Source organism: Exiguobacterium sp. R-17, from assembly GCF_049913315.1.
GTDB lineage: Bacteria > Bacillota > Bacilli > Exiguobacteriales > Exiguobacteriaceae > Exiguobacterium_A.
Map to the genome: position 1 here is coordinate 2,298,264 of NZ_CP184372.1, position 16,312 is coordinate 2,314,575.

The window sequence follows — 16,312 nt, forward strand, 5'->3', positions numbered from 1 at the left end:
ATCTCTTCTAGTATAACCGACAAAAAAGGCAAATGCACGAGTGTACATTTGCCTAAAACGTGAACTTAGAACTTCCCTTTTTTGATCGCAAGACCAAGTTTTTTCAGTTCAAAGAAGTGTTTGTTATCGATGACTTTTTTCATGAACGATGCGTTACGACCGTAAATCTTCTTACCGAAGACCATACCGATGCCATCTTTATGACCAAGTGAAGCGACCGTTCCTTTGTTCTCGTACGTGAACGTCGATGTTTGACGACCCGCGATGAGTGCTGCGATGTTCTCAGCGACTTTGTGTGCTTGTTGTGTCGCGATTTGTGCAGTTGGTGGGTACGGACGGTTCGAACTTGGATCCATGACTGCTGAACAGTCACCGATCATGAAGACGTTATCGTGTCCTGGAACACGAAGATCTTCTTCGACGACGACACGGTTACGCATCGCTTCGAAACCAGATGCTGCAACGACAGGGTTACCGCTGACGCCACCTGTCCAGATGATCGTACTTGCTTCGATCGTTTCAGTCGTGTCGCCTTGAAGCGGACCGAACGTGACGCTTCCTGGTCCACATTCCTTGATGCCGTTACCGAGTTTGAACTCGACGCCTTGGCGCTCAAGCCATTTGTGTGCGTAGTTGACGAGATCAGCATCGAATCCTGGAAGGACTGTTGGCGCTGCCTCGATGTTAACGACACGAACGAGTTCGCGTGGGATATCATATTGTTTGCACAGTTCTGGAATACGGTTGACGAGCTCACCCATGAACTCGATTCCTGTGAATCCAGCACCACCGACGACGATCGTCAAGAGTGAACGATCTTGTGATCCTGTTGTTTTGTACTGTGCGAATGAGTAATCGATATGTTCCTTGATTTTACGGACGCTGTTCAACGAGCTGATCGTTAATGCGTGTTCCTTCAATCCTTTGATACCGAATGTTTCAGGAACGCCACCGAGAGCAACGACGACGTAATCGTAAGGAACTGTTCCGCCATCTTGTAAAAGAACCGTTTTAGCAGCCGTGTCGACTTTCTCAACGATACCTTTGACAAGTTTGACGCGTGATGGGTTGATGACATCATTGATGTAGATGCGTGCTTGCTCCGCAGACATCGTACCTGCAGCTGGTTCATGCAACCAAGTTGTTTGGTAATGATAGTCGTGTTTATTAATCAACGTGATGTTCGCTTGATCGACGCCGAGTTTCTTTTGAAGGTTGACTGCTGTGATCAATCCACCGTAGCCCGCTCCAAGAATAACAATGTTAGGTGTGTTCATGTTCTGATACTCCTTACGAATCGTAGTTTTGTTGTGATTTTCTTCACATTCAATTACAGACGAATGTTCAAAAACTTTGTTCAAATAATGTTCACATGTCTATAAGCCTATTGAAACACTTTTTAAGAATGATTGCAAAAGAAAAATGTAATTTCCTTTAAAAAAATGTGAGATGTTCTGTACTTGCACCTGAACCCCCTACTTCCTATATAATAGACCTATCCAATGCTAGGAGGGAATCAGATGTACCAACCATATGATGTCACGATCATCGGCGGCGGTCCGGTCGGACTGTTCACCGCGTTTTATTCAGGAATGCGCCAGATGAAGACGAAGGTCATCGAGAGTCTACCTCAATTAGGTGGTCAACTCGCTACGCTTTATCCTGAAAAATATATATACGATATCGCCGGTTTTCCAAAAGTAAAAGCGCAGGAACTAGTCGATCGGCTACTTGAACAAGCGAATGAATTTGATCCGACGTATGTGCTCGGTGAGACAGTCATCGCTTATGAACGGATGGATGATGGGATCATCCGCCTCGTCACGAACAAAGGCGAGCATTATACGAAGACCGTCATCTTGACAGCAGGGAACGGTTCGTTCGCTGCGCGCCCACTCGGTGTCGCGGACGCAGAACGCTTCGAGGAAACAAACTTGCACTATTTCGTCAACGACATGGAACGTTTCAAGGATCGTCAAGTCGTCCTGCTTGGTGGTGGCGATTCAGCAGTCGACTGGTCATTGATGCTTGAACCGATTGCCAAATCTGTCACGCTCGTCCACCGTCGCGATAAGTTCCGTGCCCATGAACATTCGGTCGAACTATTACATGACTCATCCGTTAACGTCATGACGCCGTATACGCTCGAATCGGTCACAGGTGAGACGCACATCGAGACGATGACGTTCAAACATGCTGAAAGTGGCGAAGTCGTCGTCGTTGCTGCTGACGATGTCGTCTGCAACTTTGGTTTCGTCTCGTCACTTGGGCCGCTCAAAGAATGGGAAGTCGAGTTCGAACGCAATTCGATTCGCGTCAACTCGAAGATGGAGACTGCGATTCCAGGCGTCTTCGCTTGTGGAGATATTGCGACTTACGAAGGACGCGTCAAATTGATCGCAACAGGCTTCGGTGAAGCACCGATTGCCGTCAACCAGGCGAAACTTCTTGTCGATCCATCGGCTCGTCACCCGCAACACTCGACGAGTCTGTTCGAAAAAGTAACGAACCATTCTTGAGATAAATGAATGGCTGCAAACAAATAAGAGGTCGAATTCTGGATAACATACCGGAGTCCGACCTCTTATTTTGATGGAATCACACCTAGGACGTGACCAAACATCTTTGACTCCTACAGGAAAAGGAAGCACGATGTGTGCTTCCGTCAGGGATAAGGAAGACCCGACAGATCACATGGAATGGGAACTGGCGCGGCTTACATCCCGCCTGAGGAAAGCGAAGATGTTGAAACGTCCGATTTCATACGAATGATCTTTTAACAGGCATCCGGTAAACACGCTGCACGAGTTCTACCCCACCACGCTCAATCATCGATTCTTCGAAGAGCTGACCGCCGAACCGCTCGTAAAACTGGCACGCCGGATTATCCCGCAAGACAGAAACCTGCATTGCCTCGTATTCCGCCAAGTCCTCGATGATACGTTGAAACAATGCCTTCCCGAGCCCCTGCCCTTGAGAAGCTCGCAAAACATAAATCGCGTAGAGTTCTCCTTCACGCGCATCCCTTCGACTTGGTCCACCTTGCGCGAAGCCAACGACTTCGTCTTCTAACTCCACAACATACACACGCTGATCGATTAACGCCTGCTCCCATTGTTTCGTCCGTTTCTCGTAAGACAACTGTGCTAAATAAGGATCAGGGATGATCCCTTGATACGTCTCCCGCCAGGCATCAATATGAACGCGCGCAATGGTCGACGCATCTTCAAGACGTGCTTCACGAATTCTCATAACGGGATAATGAAGCGACGTGTCTCGCGTCCATTGCGAACAGTCGGTTCGATTTCCTGTCCGCCGTTCGCTAAGATGACACGACGTGATGCTAGATTATCAACACCACACGTCAATAGCACTTGATCAAGTCCACGCTGACGTGCTTCTTCAAGCGCCAATCGAAGACCGGTCGTCGCATATCCTTTCTGACGCTCGGATGGTCGGATCCCGTATCCGATATGTCCGCCGTACAACTTCAAGTTCTCCGTTAAATCATGCCGGAAGTTCAGTGCGCCGACGATTCGCTGTCCATCGACCATCCAGTACGTCGAATGCGTGACAAGCCCTTCTCTGACTGTCGTTTCCATTTCTTTAAGCTCCGCGAAATAGGTAGCGAGCGGTTCATACGTATCCCCGACCGCTTCCGGTACGATCGTTTCGCCTGACTCTCGCCAGTCTTCTAAAAAGGCGCGGTACTCCGTTTCCCACGCAAGAGTTGGTTTCATCAACTGCATCATTGGTGATTGCGCACCTCCTCTTCAATCAAACGATCGAGCCAGTCATCGATATGTTGGAACAGATAGCCCGCTTCTTTCGCAGCTGTCGTATCCATATAGAAATCGCGTTCTGGCGCAAGTGGCGATTCATCCTCTCCTTTTGCGACGATTTGGCTCGTCGTTCCCGCAATACGGTCGATTTTATCCATCAGGTCTTGAATCGATAGGACGCCGTCACTCGCAGCGTTGATCGGTCCTGTCAATTCCGAACGACCACACCATTCAAGAAAGGCAGCGGCTTCGTAACTTGAGATGTAGCCCATCTTCGCATAGTTGTTTTCAGCGATAATCGGACGACCGTCAAGCGCGCGTTTGATATGGAAGACAAGTCGTTCCGTATAATCGTCTGGTCCGAGGACAACAGGAAAACGAACGGCAACGACAGGGAAGGTCGCCCGTTGGAAGAAATAACTCTCCGCTTGGCGCTTTCCTTCGCCATACCCATGTTCCTTCTCAAGATCATATTTCCCGGGAAACGGATTGTAGGCGCGTTCCGAAATATTCGCACCACCGTCTTCATAAACAGACATCGTCGACGTCAACACATAGCGTCCGACTTTTCCTTCAAATGCGTCGATCGCGAGCTTTGCTTGATACGGCGTGAAGCAAATGTTGTCATAGATGACATCCCAGTGCTGTTGGCTTAAATCCTTCATCGTACTACTTGACGTTCGGTCTCCTTTGAAAAATGTCAAGCCCTTCGCGACGGGTGGAGTATGCTCACCGCGTGTGACGATCGTCACATCATCCCCCGAATCGGCTAAACGAATTGCTAAGCGTCGTCCGAAATAGCGTGTTCCCCCGAAGATCAATACTTTTCTCATCCTGAAGCCCTCCCTGTTCGTAGTAGTATTCACTCTCTGTAATATTTCGAGTACACTCAACAAGTCTCCTGTATGAGAGCAACAAAAAAATCGTGGACGATGTCCACGATTGGATTCATTAACAGCCACCTGGTGTCCCGGCATTCGTTGCTGTCCGGAATGATGTTCCGCAACCACACGTTGCGATGGCATTCGGATTCGTGATCGTGAATCCGCCACCAAGCATTGACTGTTTATAATCGATTTCCAGTCCTTTGACGACCGGATAATCCTTTTCGTCCACGATGACGGTCACGCCGTGCTGTTCAAAAACGAGATCCGTTTCTTTTTGTTGATCGAATCCCATTCCGTACGACAGACCACTACATCCACCACCTTGGACGAGCATCCGAAGATTTCGTTCATCTGCTGGTGCCTGCGCCATCATGTCCTGGACTTGTAGCGCTGCTGCCTCCGTTAAATGGATCATGTCATCACCTTCCTTTTCTTTAGTATACGCAACTTCTGAGCGAATCGAAACCTAGTTGCTTGAAACTATCTTGAATTCGTTGTATAAATGGTATGTACAATAAAATAATCGTTCCATCTTCAGGGCAGGGTGAAATTCCCGACCGGCGGTAAACAACTCTTTTTAAGTTGAAGCCCGCGAGCGAATAGGGCGCTATTTGCTGATTCTGTGTAATTCAGGAGCCGACAGTACAGTCTGGATGGGAGAAGATGGCGGCATGAGTTTGAATTTGATCGATTTTGCAATAATCGATTAGGTTTATTTAATGCGGACTTCTCCCCTGTTGATCTCATCAATAGGGGTTTCTTTATGGTCGCAGTCATGCCAATACTTCATCGAGAGGAACGAGCAAAAGGAGACAATACTCGTATGAAACGCACACAAAAAATGGTCACTCTGTCAATGTTAGGTTCAATCTCATTTGTTCTTATGCTTATCAATTTTCCACTACCGTTCTTACCAAACTATCTGAAGATCGACTTCAGTGATGTTCCTGCTCTTGTCGCAGCGATCATGTTCTCACCGGTCGCAGGTGTCATCGTCGAAGCATTGAAGAACGTGTTATACTACATCTTCCGCGGAAGTGGTGTTCCGGTCGGAGAATTCGCGAACTTCGCTGCAGGCGTCGCATTCGTACTACCTGTCAGCTGGTTCTACCACAAAAAGAAATCAACACAAGGTCTCGCAACTGGTCTCGTCGCTGGTACGATCACGATGGCACTCGGTCTTGCGATCCTCAACTATATCTTGATCCTTCCAGCGTATGCATGGTTCCTCGGTATGGATTACATGGCGGATCCAGCTGTCAAATGGACAGCGATCACTGCCGGTATCTTACCGTTTAACGTCATCAAGGCTTTGTTCATCTCGGCACTCTTCATTCCATTGTTCTTGAAACTACGCCCATGGATGATGCGCCGCCAACAATCTGCCTGATCCGAAAAGCTGCGCCCGCTGACGGACACGAATCCCCTCGTTCAGACGAACGAGGGGATTTTTTGGCTGTCCATGCTCACAGCTCATTCTCTTCGATTTTCAGGTAAATCTTTTCAAGCAACTCTTCCGGCGTTTCACCTACGACGGTCTCACCATCTACGAGACAAAAATGGTCAAGCGAACAAATCCCGCAATAACCGAGGCAACCGTATTCGACGACGTCAACATTCGGGTCACGTTCAAGTTGCTCCATGACGACCTGTGTACCAGCCGCTAAGTTACTAATACAAAATTCAATAATCGGATTCACTTTTTTTCCTCCTTCAAGCAGGAAACGACCTGCCTCATGTCGTATTATACAAGGTCAGACTGATTTAGGGGAACTAAGGGGGATTTTACGTTATGAAGCAATTGATCGTACTCGGCGGAGGTTATGGTGGAATGCGGATTTGTGAGCGATTCAAGGACGAGGAAGTTGCCGTCACGCTCGTCGACCGTCTACCGTACCACGCACTCAAAACGGAATACTACGCACTCGCAGCAGGTACATTATCAGATCGGGATGTCCGGATTGAATTTCCGGAGGGGAAACATCTTACCTATAAATATGGACATGTCATCAAAATCTCACCAGAGACGAATACAGTCCATCTGCAGGACGGATCAGAATTATTCTATGATGACTTAATCATCGCCCTCGGTTGCGAGGATAAATACCACAACATTCCGGGTGCTCAAGAATTTACATACAGCATCCAGACACTAGAAGAATCACGGAAGACACAACAAGCGATTTATGGTCTGTCACCGGAATCCGTTGTCTCGATCGTCGGTGCTGGTCTATCTGGTGTCGAACTCGCCAGTGAACTGCATGAGAGCCGGAAGGATTTGACGATTCGTCTATTCGACCGCGGTCCATCCGTCTTGTCGTTCTTATCCGATAAAGTCTCGTCTTACGTTCAGGAATGGTTCGAGGAACATGACGTTGAAGTCATCAACAACTCGAATGTCACGCTCGTCACAGCGGACGATGTGCGAAACGGCGACGATACGTATCCATCCGACTTAACGATTTGGACAGCTGGTACGCAGCCGGTCAAAGTTGTACGCGATCTCGGCTTTGCTGCGGATAGTGGCGGTCGGATCAAATTGACGGAACATCATCACGTACCGGAATACGATAACGTCTTCGTCATCGGTGATTGTGCAAGTCTACCGTATGCACCAAGTGGTCAACTCGCAGAACATCAGGCAGAACAAGTCGTCGATGTCTTACAAGCCAAGTGGCAAGGAAAGAAATTACCGAAGCTGCCAGAAATTAAACTGCGCGGGATGCTCGGTTCACTCGGAAAATCAGATGGTTTCGGAATCGTCATGGGCAAACAAGCACTGACGGGGAAAGTCCCACGTCTCTTGAAGTCCGGTGTCTTATGGAAACACAAAAAGATTAAATGAGCAAAAGAGGTGTCCCAAGCTTTGGGATACCTCTTTTTCGTTCATCCCGCCTGATTCAGCTTCGCATCGATTGCCGCTGTGATCGTCTTGAGTTTGACGTACCCCTCATCAATCATCTCATCATCGAGCACGATCAGTGGATAAAAATAGACATCCTCTTTCAGCGCTTCCGTCCATTGATCTGATGTTGCTGTCTCGAAATCAACATAGCGAAGCGTCATCGCTTGCTCATATTTCCGCCCGAGGACGGCTTGTAGCCAACTGAATGTCTCTTCCGAGCTGGGTGCCCCGACACAACTCGGACAGGTGACCGCTGTTCCGTAAACCGTGATTTCCATCTTGAAGTCCCCCTTTTCAATTCACTCCTCTTTAGTATACAAGTTTTCCAGATTGAGAACATTTTTCAACCCTGTTACAATGAAACTATACGAAAGGATGTGTTTACGCATGGAAATGTTTGATCAAGTGAATGAAGTTCTTGAAAAATTGCGTCCGTTCCTTCTTCGTGATGGAGGAGACGTTGAACTCGTAGATGTAGAAGACGGAATCGTAAAACTCCGTTTGATGGGAGCTTGTGGTAGCTGCCCAAGTTCAACAATCACATTGAAGGCCGGTATCGAACGTGCCCTTCTTGAAGAAGTCGCTGGCGTCGTCGAAGTCGAACAAGTCTTCTAATACATGAAATCCCGAACGAATTCTCGTTCGGGATTTTTTGATTCATAGAATCCATTCAGCTAACGTATCAACCATGTATGTCGGTTGACGATCCTGCCCTTGAATGAAGACTGGTGTATGGACGCCAGAATTGACGTGCATCGTCCGGATACCTCCATTGATCCCGAAAAGAATGTCCGTATGGTAGTTGTCTCCGACCATGATGACGTCTTCTTTTGACAGACCAATCATTTCTGTCGCGATATCGACCATGACTGGTTCTGGTTTACCGATGAAGAACGGTTCCTTCTCCGTCGTCACGCGCAGGACGGACGTCAAAGCACCATTACCTGGCAGGAAACCACGTTCGGTCGGAATCGCGATATCACCGTTCGTTGAAATAAACCGGGCACCGGCACGAATCGCAAGTGCACCAACAGCGAGTTTTTCGTACGTGATCTGACGATCGAGACCAATAACGACGTAATCTGCCGCTTCGGTTGCGACGACGTCTAACCCTTCTCGTTCAAGCGCGTCGATCAGTCCTGTTTCTCCGATCGCATAGACGCGCGCTTTTGGTGACAGGTCAGCAATATAACGGCCAGTCGCCATCGCACTCGTCAAAACGTGTTTCGCATCGGAATGAACACCCATCCCGCGTAGTTTCTCTGCCACGGCTTCTGCCGTCATCGACGCGTTATTCGTCACGAACAAGTACGGAATGCCCTCTGCTTGCAGACGATTGACGAAATCGACCGCTTCTTTTACCGGTTCCGTTCCGTTATACATCGTTCCATCTAAATCAAATAAATAGCCTTTTGCCTTCATCCTGACTCACTCCTCGTTTGGTAAAAATGCAGACACCGGTCCGAGTTCTGTCTCGATATACCGGCGAATCGCTTCCGGAAAACGACGTAGTTCTGCTTCCTCTGTCTCAAGTATCGCCCGAATCTCCGCCATACTCGACTGTGTGAATGACCGGACGATCAACGTACGTAACGCAACGAGCTTTTTCAGACTCGTCGCAAGCGGTCCATCAATCACCTTCTCATCTTCTAGGATGAGGATGATATCTTCATAACTTCCCGGATCCCGCATGATGAATCCATCAATCATACTGTTTCCGATATCGATGACACTCTCGATGACTAAAAAACCGATCCGCTCCATAGCCAGTGCCGTCGTCACCGGATCCCCCGTAATTTCCTTACTTTGTCGAAGTGCTGTCTCATAACAGACGACCGTCTCTTCGATTTTTTGACGATTGACGAAATACATCTTCATTCCCCCTCACATTCTCCATTTTATCGTTATCCAGCAATCCTGAAAAGCAGAAAGGTCATTTGCATCACATTCACCAATGTGTTATCCTCAATTTAGATTTTTGCTGAAAATAGTATGTCACATTGGTGACGTGGAGGTTATATACATGGAACGGGAACTCGCATTGGAAATCGTACGCGCTACGGAAGCAGCAGCACTAGCTTCTGCTCAATGGATTGGTCGCGGTAAGAAAAATGAAGCGGATGACGCAGCAACGACTGCGATGCGCGAAGTCTTGAATACGGTCAACATGAACGGAACGGTCGTCATCGGTGAAGGCGAGCTCGACGAAGCACCGATGCTCTTCATCGGCGAACGTGTCGGAACAGCGAACGGTCCAATCGTTGATATCGCCGTCGATCCGCTCGAAGGAACGAATATCGTCGCTAAAGGACTTGGCAATGCGATGGTCGTCATCGCCGTCGCCGATCAAGGCGCCCTGCTCCACGCACCCGATATGTATATGGATAAATTAACAGTCGGACCGAACTTGAAAGGGCACGTCTCACTCGACGACCCGCTTGAAGTCATCATCGAAAAGGCAGCACAATATAACAATAAACGGATCGAGGACGTCACGGTCATCATGCAAGACCGTCCACGTCATGATCATTTCCGCGAAGCAGCGATGCGGATGGGCGCACGCGTCCGTCTGTTTGAAGACGGTGATGTCTCAGCTGGAATCGCACCACTTTCTCCTGCGACAGGAATCGATATCTTCATCGGAACAGGCGGTGCGCCTGAAGGTGTCATCACGGCTGCTGCCGTCAAAGCGATGGGTGGCGATATGCAAGCACGCTTACATCCATTGAACGAAGAAGAAACAGCTCGCGTCATCCGAATGGGTCTAGCGGATCCACTTCAACTCTTAACGCTCGACGACCTGATCAAAAGCGACGACTGCATCTTCGCAGCAACAGGCGTCACGACAGGCGAAATGCTCGATGGCGTGAAGTTCTTGACGGATGATATCGTTGAAACGACATCTCTCGTCATGCGTTCGAAAACACGGACAATCCGAAAAGTGATCGCCGAGCATAGCTTATCGCGTAAACCATACTTGCAAAAAGTCCCCCAAACCCTTTAATCTGAAACAGACGTTAGGGAAATGAGGGAAGCTGAATGATGGAAGAACGTGATTTTTTATACGATGATGTCGAACAAACGAAGACACGCTTCGTCAGTTGGATTGGGGAAGCCAGTCGGTTTGATCTCGCCATCACGCATTCGGAACATTTTTACGGTAAGATTCTCGTCTTGAATCTCTTATCGAATCGCTATGCAATCATCGGCGCGGATGACTTCGATGAACCCGGCTACATCGCAACGGCGTTTGACGTCGAAGACGATGCGGCAACGGAACTCGAAATGTATCTTCGCGCTTATATTGGTCTATGAAAAAAGCCTTCGTCGCGGGACGAAGGCTTTTTTGTCTTATAAGAGACGATCGTTTCGTTCATTTAGTGTGTTCGGTCCGCTGAAGACGTTCGTATTATCTGACTCGTCATGAGCACGGCGCTCTGAATGCTGATCCGCTTCATCACCGACGAGTAACACGAATTGACCGCTTTCGACTGCATGATTCGCACGATCGACGTCTTCCTTCGTCAAGCCACTTCCGTGGATGGCATCTCCATGAGAGAACGATTCATCTTTTTTGAAGATACTCTTGATTTCCTGCCATAGATTACGATGATCTTCCTGCGATAGACGCGTGGATGTCTGTTGGTTGTTTAGATCCGCCAATTCCTCGATTTGTTCGAGATCGTATTTGTCGTGTGCTAAGACTTTTAAATCAGTCGAGACGACACCCGCAACACGGAGATCGTGCACGGCACTGACGACTTCTGGTACGGATGAGTAAATTCCAACGATTCGCATGGATGATTCCTCCTATAGGTACGTGATACTTATAGTAATAGCCGAATTCCTTCCAATAAAAACGCTTTTCTGTATGACAGTTTGATTACTCGCCTTCCGTCTTGTCTGGTGCAGGTGCGAACTTCCGTTTCAACTTCAACGTATTGGATGAAGAACCGTCGAAGCGAGGTGGTGCTTCTTCTCCTTCTACCAATCCGACCTTCTTGACGATGAAATAGGCACATCCGAAGTTACAGTATTCGTAGAGATAATCAGCCACATGCGAAATCTTTGTATCGAATGTCGCTTTCTCGTGTTGATCCTCATAGAAGCCACGTAGTCGTAATTGACCGTGCCCCCAGTCGCCCACGATATAATCATATTTTTCAAGGACATCGCTGAAACGACCGATGAAGGCTTCTTCATTAAAGCCTTCCCGTTTCTCTTCGACGACTTCATAACGTTCCCGATTGACTTGTATCATTATTCCCACCTCCTGCTGTTCTTATCATAGCATATTCCATTTCTCCTGACAGACGAAAAACCGTCCGAGTCAGCTGCTCGAACGGTCGTTGATCGTTAGTCGATCGGAAGTGCTGTTTTATTCTTTTTCGCTGCGTTGACTTGCTCATCTGCATGATACGATGAACGAACGAGTGGACCAGCTTCACAGTGTGAGAAGCCTTTACCAAGCGCAATCTGTTTCAGTTCAGCGAATTCTTGCGGTGTATAGTACTTTATGACGTCGAGGTGCTTTTTCGTCGGTTGGAGATACTGACCGATCGTCATGATGTCGACGTTGTTTGCGCGAAGATCATCCATCGTTTCGAGAATCTCTTCCCATGTCTCACCAAGACCAAGCATCAAGCTCGACTTCGTTGGAATTTCAGGTGCGAGCTCCTTCGAACGACGAAGGAATTCAAGCGTCCGGTCGTATGTGGCTTTTGCACGAACAGTTGGTGTCAGACGGCGAACCGTCTCGATGTTATGGTTCATAATGTCTGGTTGTGCGTCAATCAATGTTTTCAGAGCTTCGAAATTCCCACCCATGTCTGAAGGTAAGACTTCGATTGATGTCTCCGGGTTCATCCGACGAACTTCACGAACCGTCTCAGCGTAAACGCCTGCTCCGAAATCATTCAGATCATCGCGTGCGACCGCTGTGATGACCGCGTGCTTCAGGTTCATCAAACGGACCGATTCCGCGACACGTTTTGGTTCTTCGAGATCGAGTTCGTTCGGACGTCCTGTCGTCACGGCGCAAAAACGGCACGCACGTGTACAGATACTTCCGAGGATCATGAACGTCGCCGTCCGGCGTACCGCCCAACACTCGTGGATATTCGGACACTTTGCTTCCTCACAGACAGTATGTAGCTTTTTCTCGCGCATCATACTCTTTAATTCTGTGTAGGTCTCATTCGTATTCAGCTTGATTTTCAACCATTCCGGTTTACGTTGGATTTCTCCGCGTCCCATGGTTTCGCTTCCCCCTTCATCCCCAAAAAGTCAATTAATGTCTGCTTTAGTATAACAAACAATCAGGGTTTGCGAACATGCAATTCATTATATTCCGACTTCTCCGATAAGCGTTCAAACAACAAATCACGCAACAATTCAGGCATGAAATATTCTTTTGGCATCTCTTTGATGGCCGGGAATAATGGACCGAACGTAAACATATCCGGCAAGACGACAGAATAATCGCGTGTTAGCTCAAGCGGTTGATGATCCGCCAAACCAGCATAATGCATCCGTCCCATCAACTTTCCTCGGAATCCAAGACCACGAACCTTTAAGTGCTCGAACTGTTCTTTGTTGACTTCATCGAGGAATGTTTGTAATTCCATTCCTGTCATCGTGACTTTACAAGGATTGATCGGATGTGGACAGAGTCGATGTAAATCAAAGGCTGAGACGGGACCCGGTGGAAGCGACCCGAGCAGAATACCGGCTGGTACACAAGCGATATCTGCCTCACACCAGTCGCGCATCGTCTCGACGAGCAACTGTGAAAACGGCGACTCACTGAACCAATCATTGGCTAGACCCGCTGTCTCGCCAATCGGTTCCTTCATCTGTTGTTCCGCCAGATATTGTTCTCGATCGAGTAATTTCGCTGTTGCCTCATCCTCAACGTAATCGTGTAGGGAATGAAGTACTGCTTCTTTCTCACCCGTATCCGTATTCATATAAATCTCACCCGCATACTGACCGTGTTTTCCGGCTTGCGTGATTAAGACACCGTTCTTGACGACACCATCATCGAGGACATGATGCGTATGCGCACCAATGATTAAATCGAGCTCCGGAAAACGCATTGCCAGTTCTTCGTCTTGATAAAAACCAAGGTGACTTAAACAAATCAAGACGTCGACTTCTTGACGCAACCGCTCGATTTCACGCACTGCGACGTCAAATGGTTCTTCGATCGTCCAACCGAGTAATCCGTATAGTTCAATATAAGGTGCCGTCAGACCAAAGACACCGACTTTACCGGTCGGTAATTCGTGAATGACACCTTGCTTCGCAAACGGTGCTTTTAAATTCGAAACGAGAACCGGAAAGTCTGCTTCCGTGTAGAGATCCGCTAACCAATCATGTGGAAACGTGATGCCTTCATTGTTCCCGATCGTCACAGCAGTCGGCATCAACGCGTTCAATAAATGCGTATTAATTTTTCCTTTTGTCGCTTCCGTCGCTGGATCGACACGGTCCGCATGATCGCCTAAATCAAAAACAAGCGAATCATACGTCCGGTGTTCCTTGACGAATGACATGTAGCGAGGCCACATGTCGAAGTGTGAGTGCAAATCATTATAGTGAATGATGTGTAACTTCATGCAGAAGCCCCCCTTGATGATTTAAAACAAAGAGATTTGTCGCGGCGCGAGTTCATAGTCGAGATCAAGAATTTCGATTAATCGTTTCGCATTCGGGGCAGCATCTCCTGCTGAGTTGTTATTGAAAAAGACATAGACATCCTTTGCTTCCGCTGCAACGTCGCGGACGTGACTTGCAAGTTCCTGTAGCTCATCTTCTGAGTAACGATAGAGACAGCGGACTTTTCGCCAATCGTCACTACTTTGACCCGGTTTCTTTAACCAACCGGCCTTGTTTCGTCCATGTAATCGAATGAATGCTGTCTCCTGCGTCACGACAGGTACGAATGGTACGGAACCGTCTTCCGTCTGCGGTTCATCACAAATCGTATGGATGAACTGATGTTCCTTCAAAAAACGGAGCGTCCGCTCACGATAGGCTTCCGAGTACCACGATGGATTTCGGAATTCGATCGCAACAGGCAGTCCAGCAAGCGATTTTCGGATCGTTTGCAAGTATTCCAAGTGCAATTTACTGACATCGAACCATGGTGGAAGTTGGACAAGGATTGCCGCAATTTTTCCACTCTTACGCATCGGTTCAATCGACGTGATATATTGTTCAAAAATTGGTCCGAGCGGATCTTTATTTTCCCGGTCGTGCCCACTCATCGCGCGGTGGACCTTAACGATGAAGCGGAAACCGTCCGGTGTCTCAGATACCCATTTCTCATAGTTTCGTTCTGGTTGAATCGCATAGAACGTCGAGTCGACCTCAACTGCTGGAAAATGCCCAGCATAGGCAGCTAGTTTTTCTTTTCGATCTTGCGGGGTCAAGTAGAGACTATCATGATCTCCCCAGCCCGTGACACCGATATATATCATGCTCTCTTCCCCCTCGCGTGTTCTATTCTACCTATTCATCATAGCATAGCAGAATCCAGGATTTCTTCTTCAATGCTTTCTGAGCAAACACTCTTTTTCAGAAAAAAGACATCCCTCTCCCCCTGCTTATGCAGGAAGAAAAAGGATGTCTAGTTAACGATTTTCATTATGAAGCAGAAGTCTGCGCCTCAACGATTTTTGGAGCAGGCGCTCTTCGTTTCGGTACCGGAACGATATAGTTACCATAGGGCAATAGACTGATGACATACGATACAGAAATCGAAGCTGCAAGCGTGACGATCATCGCACAAACGAACATACTCGCAGAGTCGAAGTAAGCAAAGAGATCTGTTCGACCGATTCCGCGGATAACGAGCGGATGGATCAGGTAAATCCCCATCGAATGTGTTCCAATCGTTTGAAAGAGTCGCATTGCTGTCGCATCTCTCTGCACATATTGAAAAGCATAATTCAAAACGACAAGAACGAACGGGATATACACGAGGTTCGCAAGATTCGTCGAAGTATAAATTCGGTTCAAATCAATACTGACCCAAATATCAACCAAAATCAATCCACTGATGAGCAACAAGATCGTCCGGTGACGTTTTAGAATCTGTTGTATTTCTTCATAATAAACAGCGTATGTAATTCCCATCATGAAATACGCGATCCAGTTAAGTAAGAAAGAGCGACTGTTGACGACTTGATTGAGGAAGTCATTATTCGTCGTTAAGCTTCCTGACGTCAGCCAGAAATAGTTGACGCCCATCGCAACCACAGTTGCAACAAGTAGCATGGTTCCTTTCTTGAATCTTACGAGAAATGGAAAGACGACATAAAACTGAAGCACAGTCAAAATGAAGTACAAATGGAAGTTCGCCGTTCCATAAAGGAAGTACTCCGATAACGGCACACCTGGCTTCAAACTATCTTCTACATGATAACGATACACGAGATAGATGGTACTCCAAATCAGATAAGGAATGAAAATTTTAGAAAAACGCGATTTAACGAATGTTCCAAGATTAAATCCTTTGCGCTGGACCATCGACATCAATAGAAAAGCACTGATGATGGCAAAAATCGGCGTACCGATTCGAGCAAACTGGTTGATATAACCGATTGCCTCGTTTGTAAATTCTCCTCGAGAATAATAGAGACCAGCGATGACATGGACAGCGACGACCAAAATTGCCGCAATCGATCGAATGACTGGAATTTCCTGATAAAATTTCATTTTTTCACACCTTA

At 47.6% G+C, this 16,312-nt stretch carries 21 protein-coding genes and 1 riboswitch; of the genes, 6 read left to right on the forward strand and 15 right to left on the reverse strand.

Annotation, left to right across the window (positions count from 1 at the left end):
- Positions 1-65 precede the first annotated feature (65 nt).
- Complete coding sequence (locus tag ACN9MT_RS12135; RefSeq protein WP_023469134.1) at positions 66-1,277, reverse strand: NAD(P)/FAD-dependent oxidoreductase; 1,212 nt, start codon at positions 1,275-1,277, stop codon at positions 66-68.
- 243 nt (positions 1,278-1,520) lie between these two features.
- On the opposite strand from ACN9MT_RS12135, the gene ACN9MT_RS12140 reads away from it, so the two are divergent.
- On the forward strand, positions 1,521-2,519 hold the full coding sequence (locus tag ACN9MT_RS12140) for an NAD(P)/FAD-dependent oxidoreductase (protein ID WP_035406045.1): 999 nt from the start codon (positions 1,521-1,523) through the stop codon (positions 2,517-2,519).
- Positions 2,520-2,760: 241 nt separating this feature from the next.
- On the opposite strand, the gene ACN9MT_RS12145 is transcribed toward ACN9MT_RS12140, so the two are convergent.
- The 4 genes from ACN9MT_RS12145 to ACN9MT_RS12160 all read right to left on the reverse strand — a co-directional run bounded on the left by ACN9MT_RS12145 (position 2,761) and on the right by ACN9MT_RS12160 (position 5,084).
- Complete coding sequence (locus tag ACN9MT_RS12145) at positions 2,761-3,252, reverse strand: GNAT family N-acetyltransferase (protein ID WP_426272248.1); 492 nt, start codon at positions 3,250-3,252, stop codon at positions 2,761-2,763.
- A complete protein-coding gene (locus ACN9MT_RS12150; RefSeq protein WP_426272249.1) occupies positions 3,249-3,752 on the reverse strand; it encodes a GNAT family N-acetyltransferase in 504 nt (167 codons plus the stop codon). Before ACN9MT_RS12150 ends, ACN9MT_RS12145 begins: the two co-directional genes overlap by 4 nt.
- Positions 3,749-4,615: an NAD-dependent epimerase/dehydratase family protein gene (locus tag ACN9MT_RS12155; protein ID WP_426272250.1), complete on the reverse strand. Its 867-nt coding sequence runs from the start codon at positions 4,613-4,615 to the stop codon at positions 3,749-3,751. Before ACN9MT_RS12155 ends, ACN9MT_RS12150 begins: the two co-directional genes overlap by 4 nt.
- Before the next feature lie 118 nt (positions 4,616-4,733).
- Complete coding sequence (locus ACN9MT_RS12160; RefSeq protein WP_029342414.1) at positions 4,734-5,084, reverse strand: HesB/IscA family protein; 351 nt, start codon at positions 5,082-5,084, stop codon at positions 4,734-4,736.
- Between the two features lie 111 nt (positions 5,085-5,195).
- Positions 5,196-5,338, forward strand: a riboswitch (FMN riboswitch).
- A gap of 154 nt (positions 5,339-5,492) precedes the next feature.
- Between ACN9MT_RS12160 and ACN9MT_RS12165 the strand changes: the two genes are divergently transcribed.
- Entirely contained in the window at positions 5,493-6,059 is a 567-nt protein-coding gene (locus ACN9MT_RS12165; protein ID WP_029342415.1) for an ECF transporter S component, read from the forward strand.
- 76 nt (positions 6,060-6,135) lie between these two features.
- Here ACN9MT_RS12165 and ACN9MT_RS12170 read toward each other — a convergent pair whose 3' ends face one another.
- Positions 6,136-6,369: a YuzB family protein gene (locus ACN9MT_RS12170; RefSeq protein WP_023469141.1), complete on the reverse strand. Its 234-nt coding sequence runs from the start codon at positions 6,367-6,369 to the stop codon at positions 6,136-6,138.
- 92 nt (positions 6,370-6,461) lie between these two features.
- Between ACN9MT_RS12170 and ACN9MT_RS12175 the strand changes: the two genes are divergently transcribed.
- A complete protein-coding gene (locus tag ACN9MT_RS12175; RefSeq protein ID WP_035406037.1) occupies positions 6,462-7,514 on the forward strand; it encodes an NAD(P)/FAD-dependent oxidoreductase in 1,053 nt (350 codons plus the stop codon).
- A 41-nt stretch (positions 7,515-7,555) separates the two neighbouring features.
- Here ACN9MT_RS12175 and ACN9MT_RS12180 read toward each other — a convergent pair whose 3' ends face one another.
- Positions 7,556-7,852 carry a DUF1462 family protein gene (locus tag ACN9MT_RS12180; RefSeq protein WP_035406035.1) on the reverse strand — a complete coding sequence of 99 codons (297 nt, stop codon included), beginning with the start codon at positions 7,850-7,852 and terminating at the stop codon, positions 7,556-7,558.
- A 109-nt stretch (positions 7,853-7,961) separates the two neighbouring features.
- Here ACN9MT_RS12180 and ACN9MT_RS12185 point away from each other — a divergent pair, with 109 nt between their 5' ends.
- Complete coding sequence (locus ACN9MT_RS12185) at positions 7,962-8,189, forward strand: NifU family protein (protein WP_012371190.1); 228 nt, start codon at positions 7,962-7,964, stop codon at positions 8,187-8,189.
- Positions 8,190-8,231: 42 nt separating this feature from the next.
- Here ACN9MT_RS12185 and ACN9MT_RS12190 read toward each other — a convergent pair whose 3' ends face one another.
- The gene (locus ACN9MT_RS12190) at positions 8,232-8,996 is read right to left on the reverse strand and encodes a TIGR01457 family HAD-type hydrolase (RefSeq protein WP_023469144.1); all 765 of its coding nucleotides are present in this window, start codon (positions 8,994-8,996) and stop codon (positions 8,232-8,234) included.
- Between the two features lie 6 nt (positions 8,997-9,002).
- Positions 9,003-9,446: a DUF86 domain-containing protein gene (locus tag ACN9MT_RS12195; protein ID WP_290752216.1), complete on the reverse strand. Its 444-nt coding sequence runs from the start codon at positions 9,444-9,446 to the stop codon at positions 9,003-9,005.
- A 151-nt stretch (positions 9,447-9,597) separates the two neighbouring features.
- On the opposite strand from ACN9MT_RS12195, the gene glpX reads away from it, so the two are divergent.
- Both glpX and ACN9MT_RS12205 read left to right on the forward strand, forming a co-directional pair.
- Positions 9,598-10,578, forward strand: a complete 981-nt coding sequence (gene glpX, locus ACN9MT_RS12200; RefSeq protein ID WP_035406031.1) for a class II fructose-bisphosphatase — start codon at positions 9,598-9,600, stop codon at positions 10,576-10,578.
- A gap of 35 nt (positions 10,579-10,613) precedes the next feature.
- Entirely contained in the window at positions 10,614-10,889 is a 276-nt protein-coding gene (locus ACN9MT_RS12205; RefSeq protein ID WP_023469147.1) for a DUF3055 domain-containing protein, read from the forward strand.
- A 36-nt stretch (positions 10,890-10,925) separates the two neighbouring features.
- Here the strand turns inward: ACN9MT_RS12205 and ACN9MT_RS12210 are convergent, their stop codons facing one another.
- The 6 genes from ACN9MT_RS12210 to ACN9MT_RS12235 all read right to left on the reverse strand — a co-directional run bounded on the left by ACN9MT_RS12210 (position 10,926) and on the right by ACN9MT_RS12235 (position 16,298).
- Positions 10,926-11,372, reverse strand: a complete 447-nt coding sequence (locus ACN9MT_RS12210; protein ID WP_426272251.1) for a general stress protein — start codon at positions 11,370-11,372, stop codon at positions 10,926-10,928.
- Between the two features lie 85 nt (positions 11,373-11,457).
- The gene (locus ACN9MT_RS12215; RefSeq protein WP_056062847.1) at positions 11,458-11,835 is read right to left on the reverse strand and encodes a YutD family protein; all 378 of its coding nucleotides are present in this window, start codon (positions 11,833-11,835) and stop codon (positions 11,458-11,460) included.
- A gap of 95 nt (positions 11,836-11,930) precedes the next feature.
- A complete protein-coding gene (lipA, locus tag ACN9MT_RS12220; RefSeq protein ID WP_035406024.1) occupies positions 11,931-12,830 on the reverse strand; it encodes a lipoyl synthase in 900 nt (299 codons plus the stop codon).
- Positions 12,831-12,892: 62 nt separating this feature from the next.
- Positions 12,893-14,194: a bifunctional metallophosphatase/5'-nucleotidase gene (locus ACN9MT_RS12225; protein ID WP_426272252.1), complete on the reverse strand. Its 1,302-nt coding sequence runs from the start codon at positions 14,192-14,194 to the stop codon at positions 12,893-12,895.
- 21 nt (positions 14,195-14,215) lie between these two features.
- Positions 14,216-15,058, reverse strand: coding sequence for a DUF72 domain-containing protein (locus ACN9MT_RS12230; RefSeq protein ID WP_035406019.1), 843 nt, complete (start codon positions 15,056-15,058; stop codon positions 14,216-14,218).
- 166 nt (positions 15,059-15,224) lie between these two features.
- Positions 15,225-16,298: an acyltransferase gene (locus ACN9MT_RS12235; protein WP_368914613.1), complete on the reverse strand. Its 1,074-nt coding sequence runs from the start codon at positions 16,296-16,298 to the stop codon at positions 15,225-15,227.
- Positions 16,299-16,312: the final 14 nt, after the last annotated feature.

Coding starts and splice junctions, on each gene's coding strand:
- ACN9MT_RS12135 (WP_023469134.1), bottom strand. CDS start 1,277: ATGAACACACCTAACATTGTTATTCTTGGAGCGGGCTACGGTGGATTG.
- ACN9MT_RS12210 (WP_426272251.1), bottom strand. CDS start 11,372: ATGCGAATCGTTGGAATTTACTCATCCGTACCAGAAGTCGTCAGTGCC.
- ACN9MT_RS12185 (WP_012371190.1), top strand. CDS start 7,962: ATGGAAATGTTTGATCAAGTGAATGAAGTTCTTGAAAAATTGCGTCCG.
- ACN9MT_RS12230 (WP_035406019.1), bottom strand. CDS start 15,058: ATGATATATATCGGTGTCACGGGCTGGGGAGATCATGATAGTCTCTAC.
- ACN9MT_RS12205 (WP_023469147.1), top strand. CDS start 10,614: ATGATGGAAGAACGTGATTTTTTATACGATGATGTCGAACAAACGAAG.
- ACN9MT_RS12195 (WP_290752216.1), bottom strand. CDS start 9,446: ATGTATTTCGTCAATCGTCAAAAAATCGAAGAGACGGTCGTCTGTTAT.
- lipA (WP_035406024.1), bottom strand. CDS start 12,830: ATGGGACGCGGAGAAATCCAACGTAAACCGGAATGGTTGAAAATCAAG.
- ACN9MT_RS12150 (WP_426272249.1), bottom strand. CDS start 3,752: ATGATGCAGTTGATGAAACCAACTCTTGCGTGGGAAACGGAGTACCGC.
- ACN9MT_RS12225 (WP_426272252.1), bottom strand. CDS start 14,194: ATGAAGTTACACATCATTCACTATAATGATTTGCACTCACACTTCGAC.
- ACN9MT_RS12180 (WP_035406035.1), bottom strand. CDS start 7,852: ATGGAAATCACGGTTTACGGAACAGCGGTCACCTGTCCGAGTTGTGTC.
- ACN9MT_RS12155 (WP_426272250.1), bottom strand. CDS start 4,615: ATGAGAAAAGTATTGATCTTCGGGGGAACACGCTATTTCGGACGACGC.
- ACN9MT_RS12140 (WP_035406045.1), top strand. CDS start 1,521: ATGTACCAACCATATGATGTCACGATCATCGGCGGCGGTCCGGTCGGA.
- ACN9MT_RS12160 (WP_029342414.1), bottom strand. CDS start 5,084: ATGATCCATTTAACGGAGGCAGCAGCGCTACAAGTCCAGGACATGATG.
- ACN9MT_RS12215 (WP_056062847.1), bottom strand. CDS start 11,835: ATGATACAAGTCAATCGGGAACGTTATGAAGTCGTCGAAGAGAAACGG.
- ACN9MT_RS12145 (WP_426272248.1), bottom strand. CDS start 3,252: ATGAGAATTCGTGAAGCACGTCTTGAAGATGCGTCGACCATTGCGCGC.
- ACN9MT_RS12175 (WP_035406037.1), top strand. CDS start 6,462: ATGAAGCAATTGATCGTACTCGGCGGAGGTTATGGTGGAATGCGGATT.
- ACN9MT_RS12165 (WP_029342415.1), top strand. CDS start 5,493: ATGAAACGCACACAAAAAATGGTCACTCTGTCAATGTTAGGTTCAATC.
- ACN9MT_RS12190 (WP_023469144.1), bottom strand. CDS start 8,996: ATGAAGGCAAAAGGCTATTTATTTGATTTAGATGGAACGATGTATAAC.
- ACN9MT_RS12235 (WP_368914613.1), bottom strand. CDS start 16,298: ATGAAATTTTATCAGGAAATTCCAGTCATTCGATCGATTGCGGCAATT.
- glpX (WP_035406031.1), top strand. CDS start 9,598: ATGGAACGGGAACTCGCATTGGAAATCGTACGCGCTACGGAAGCAGCA.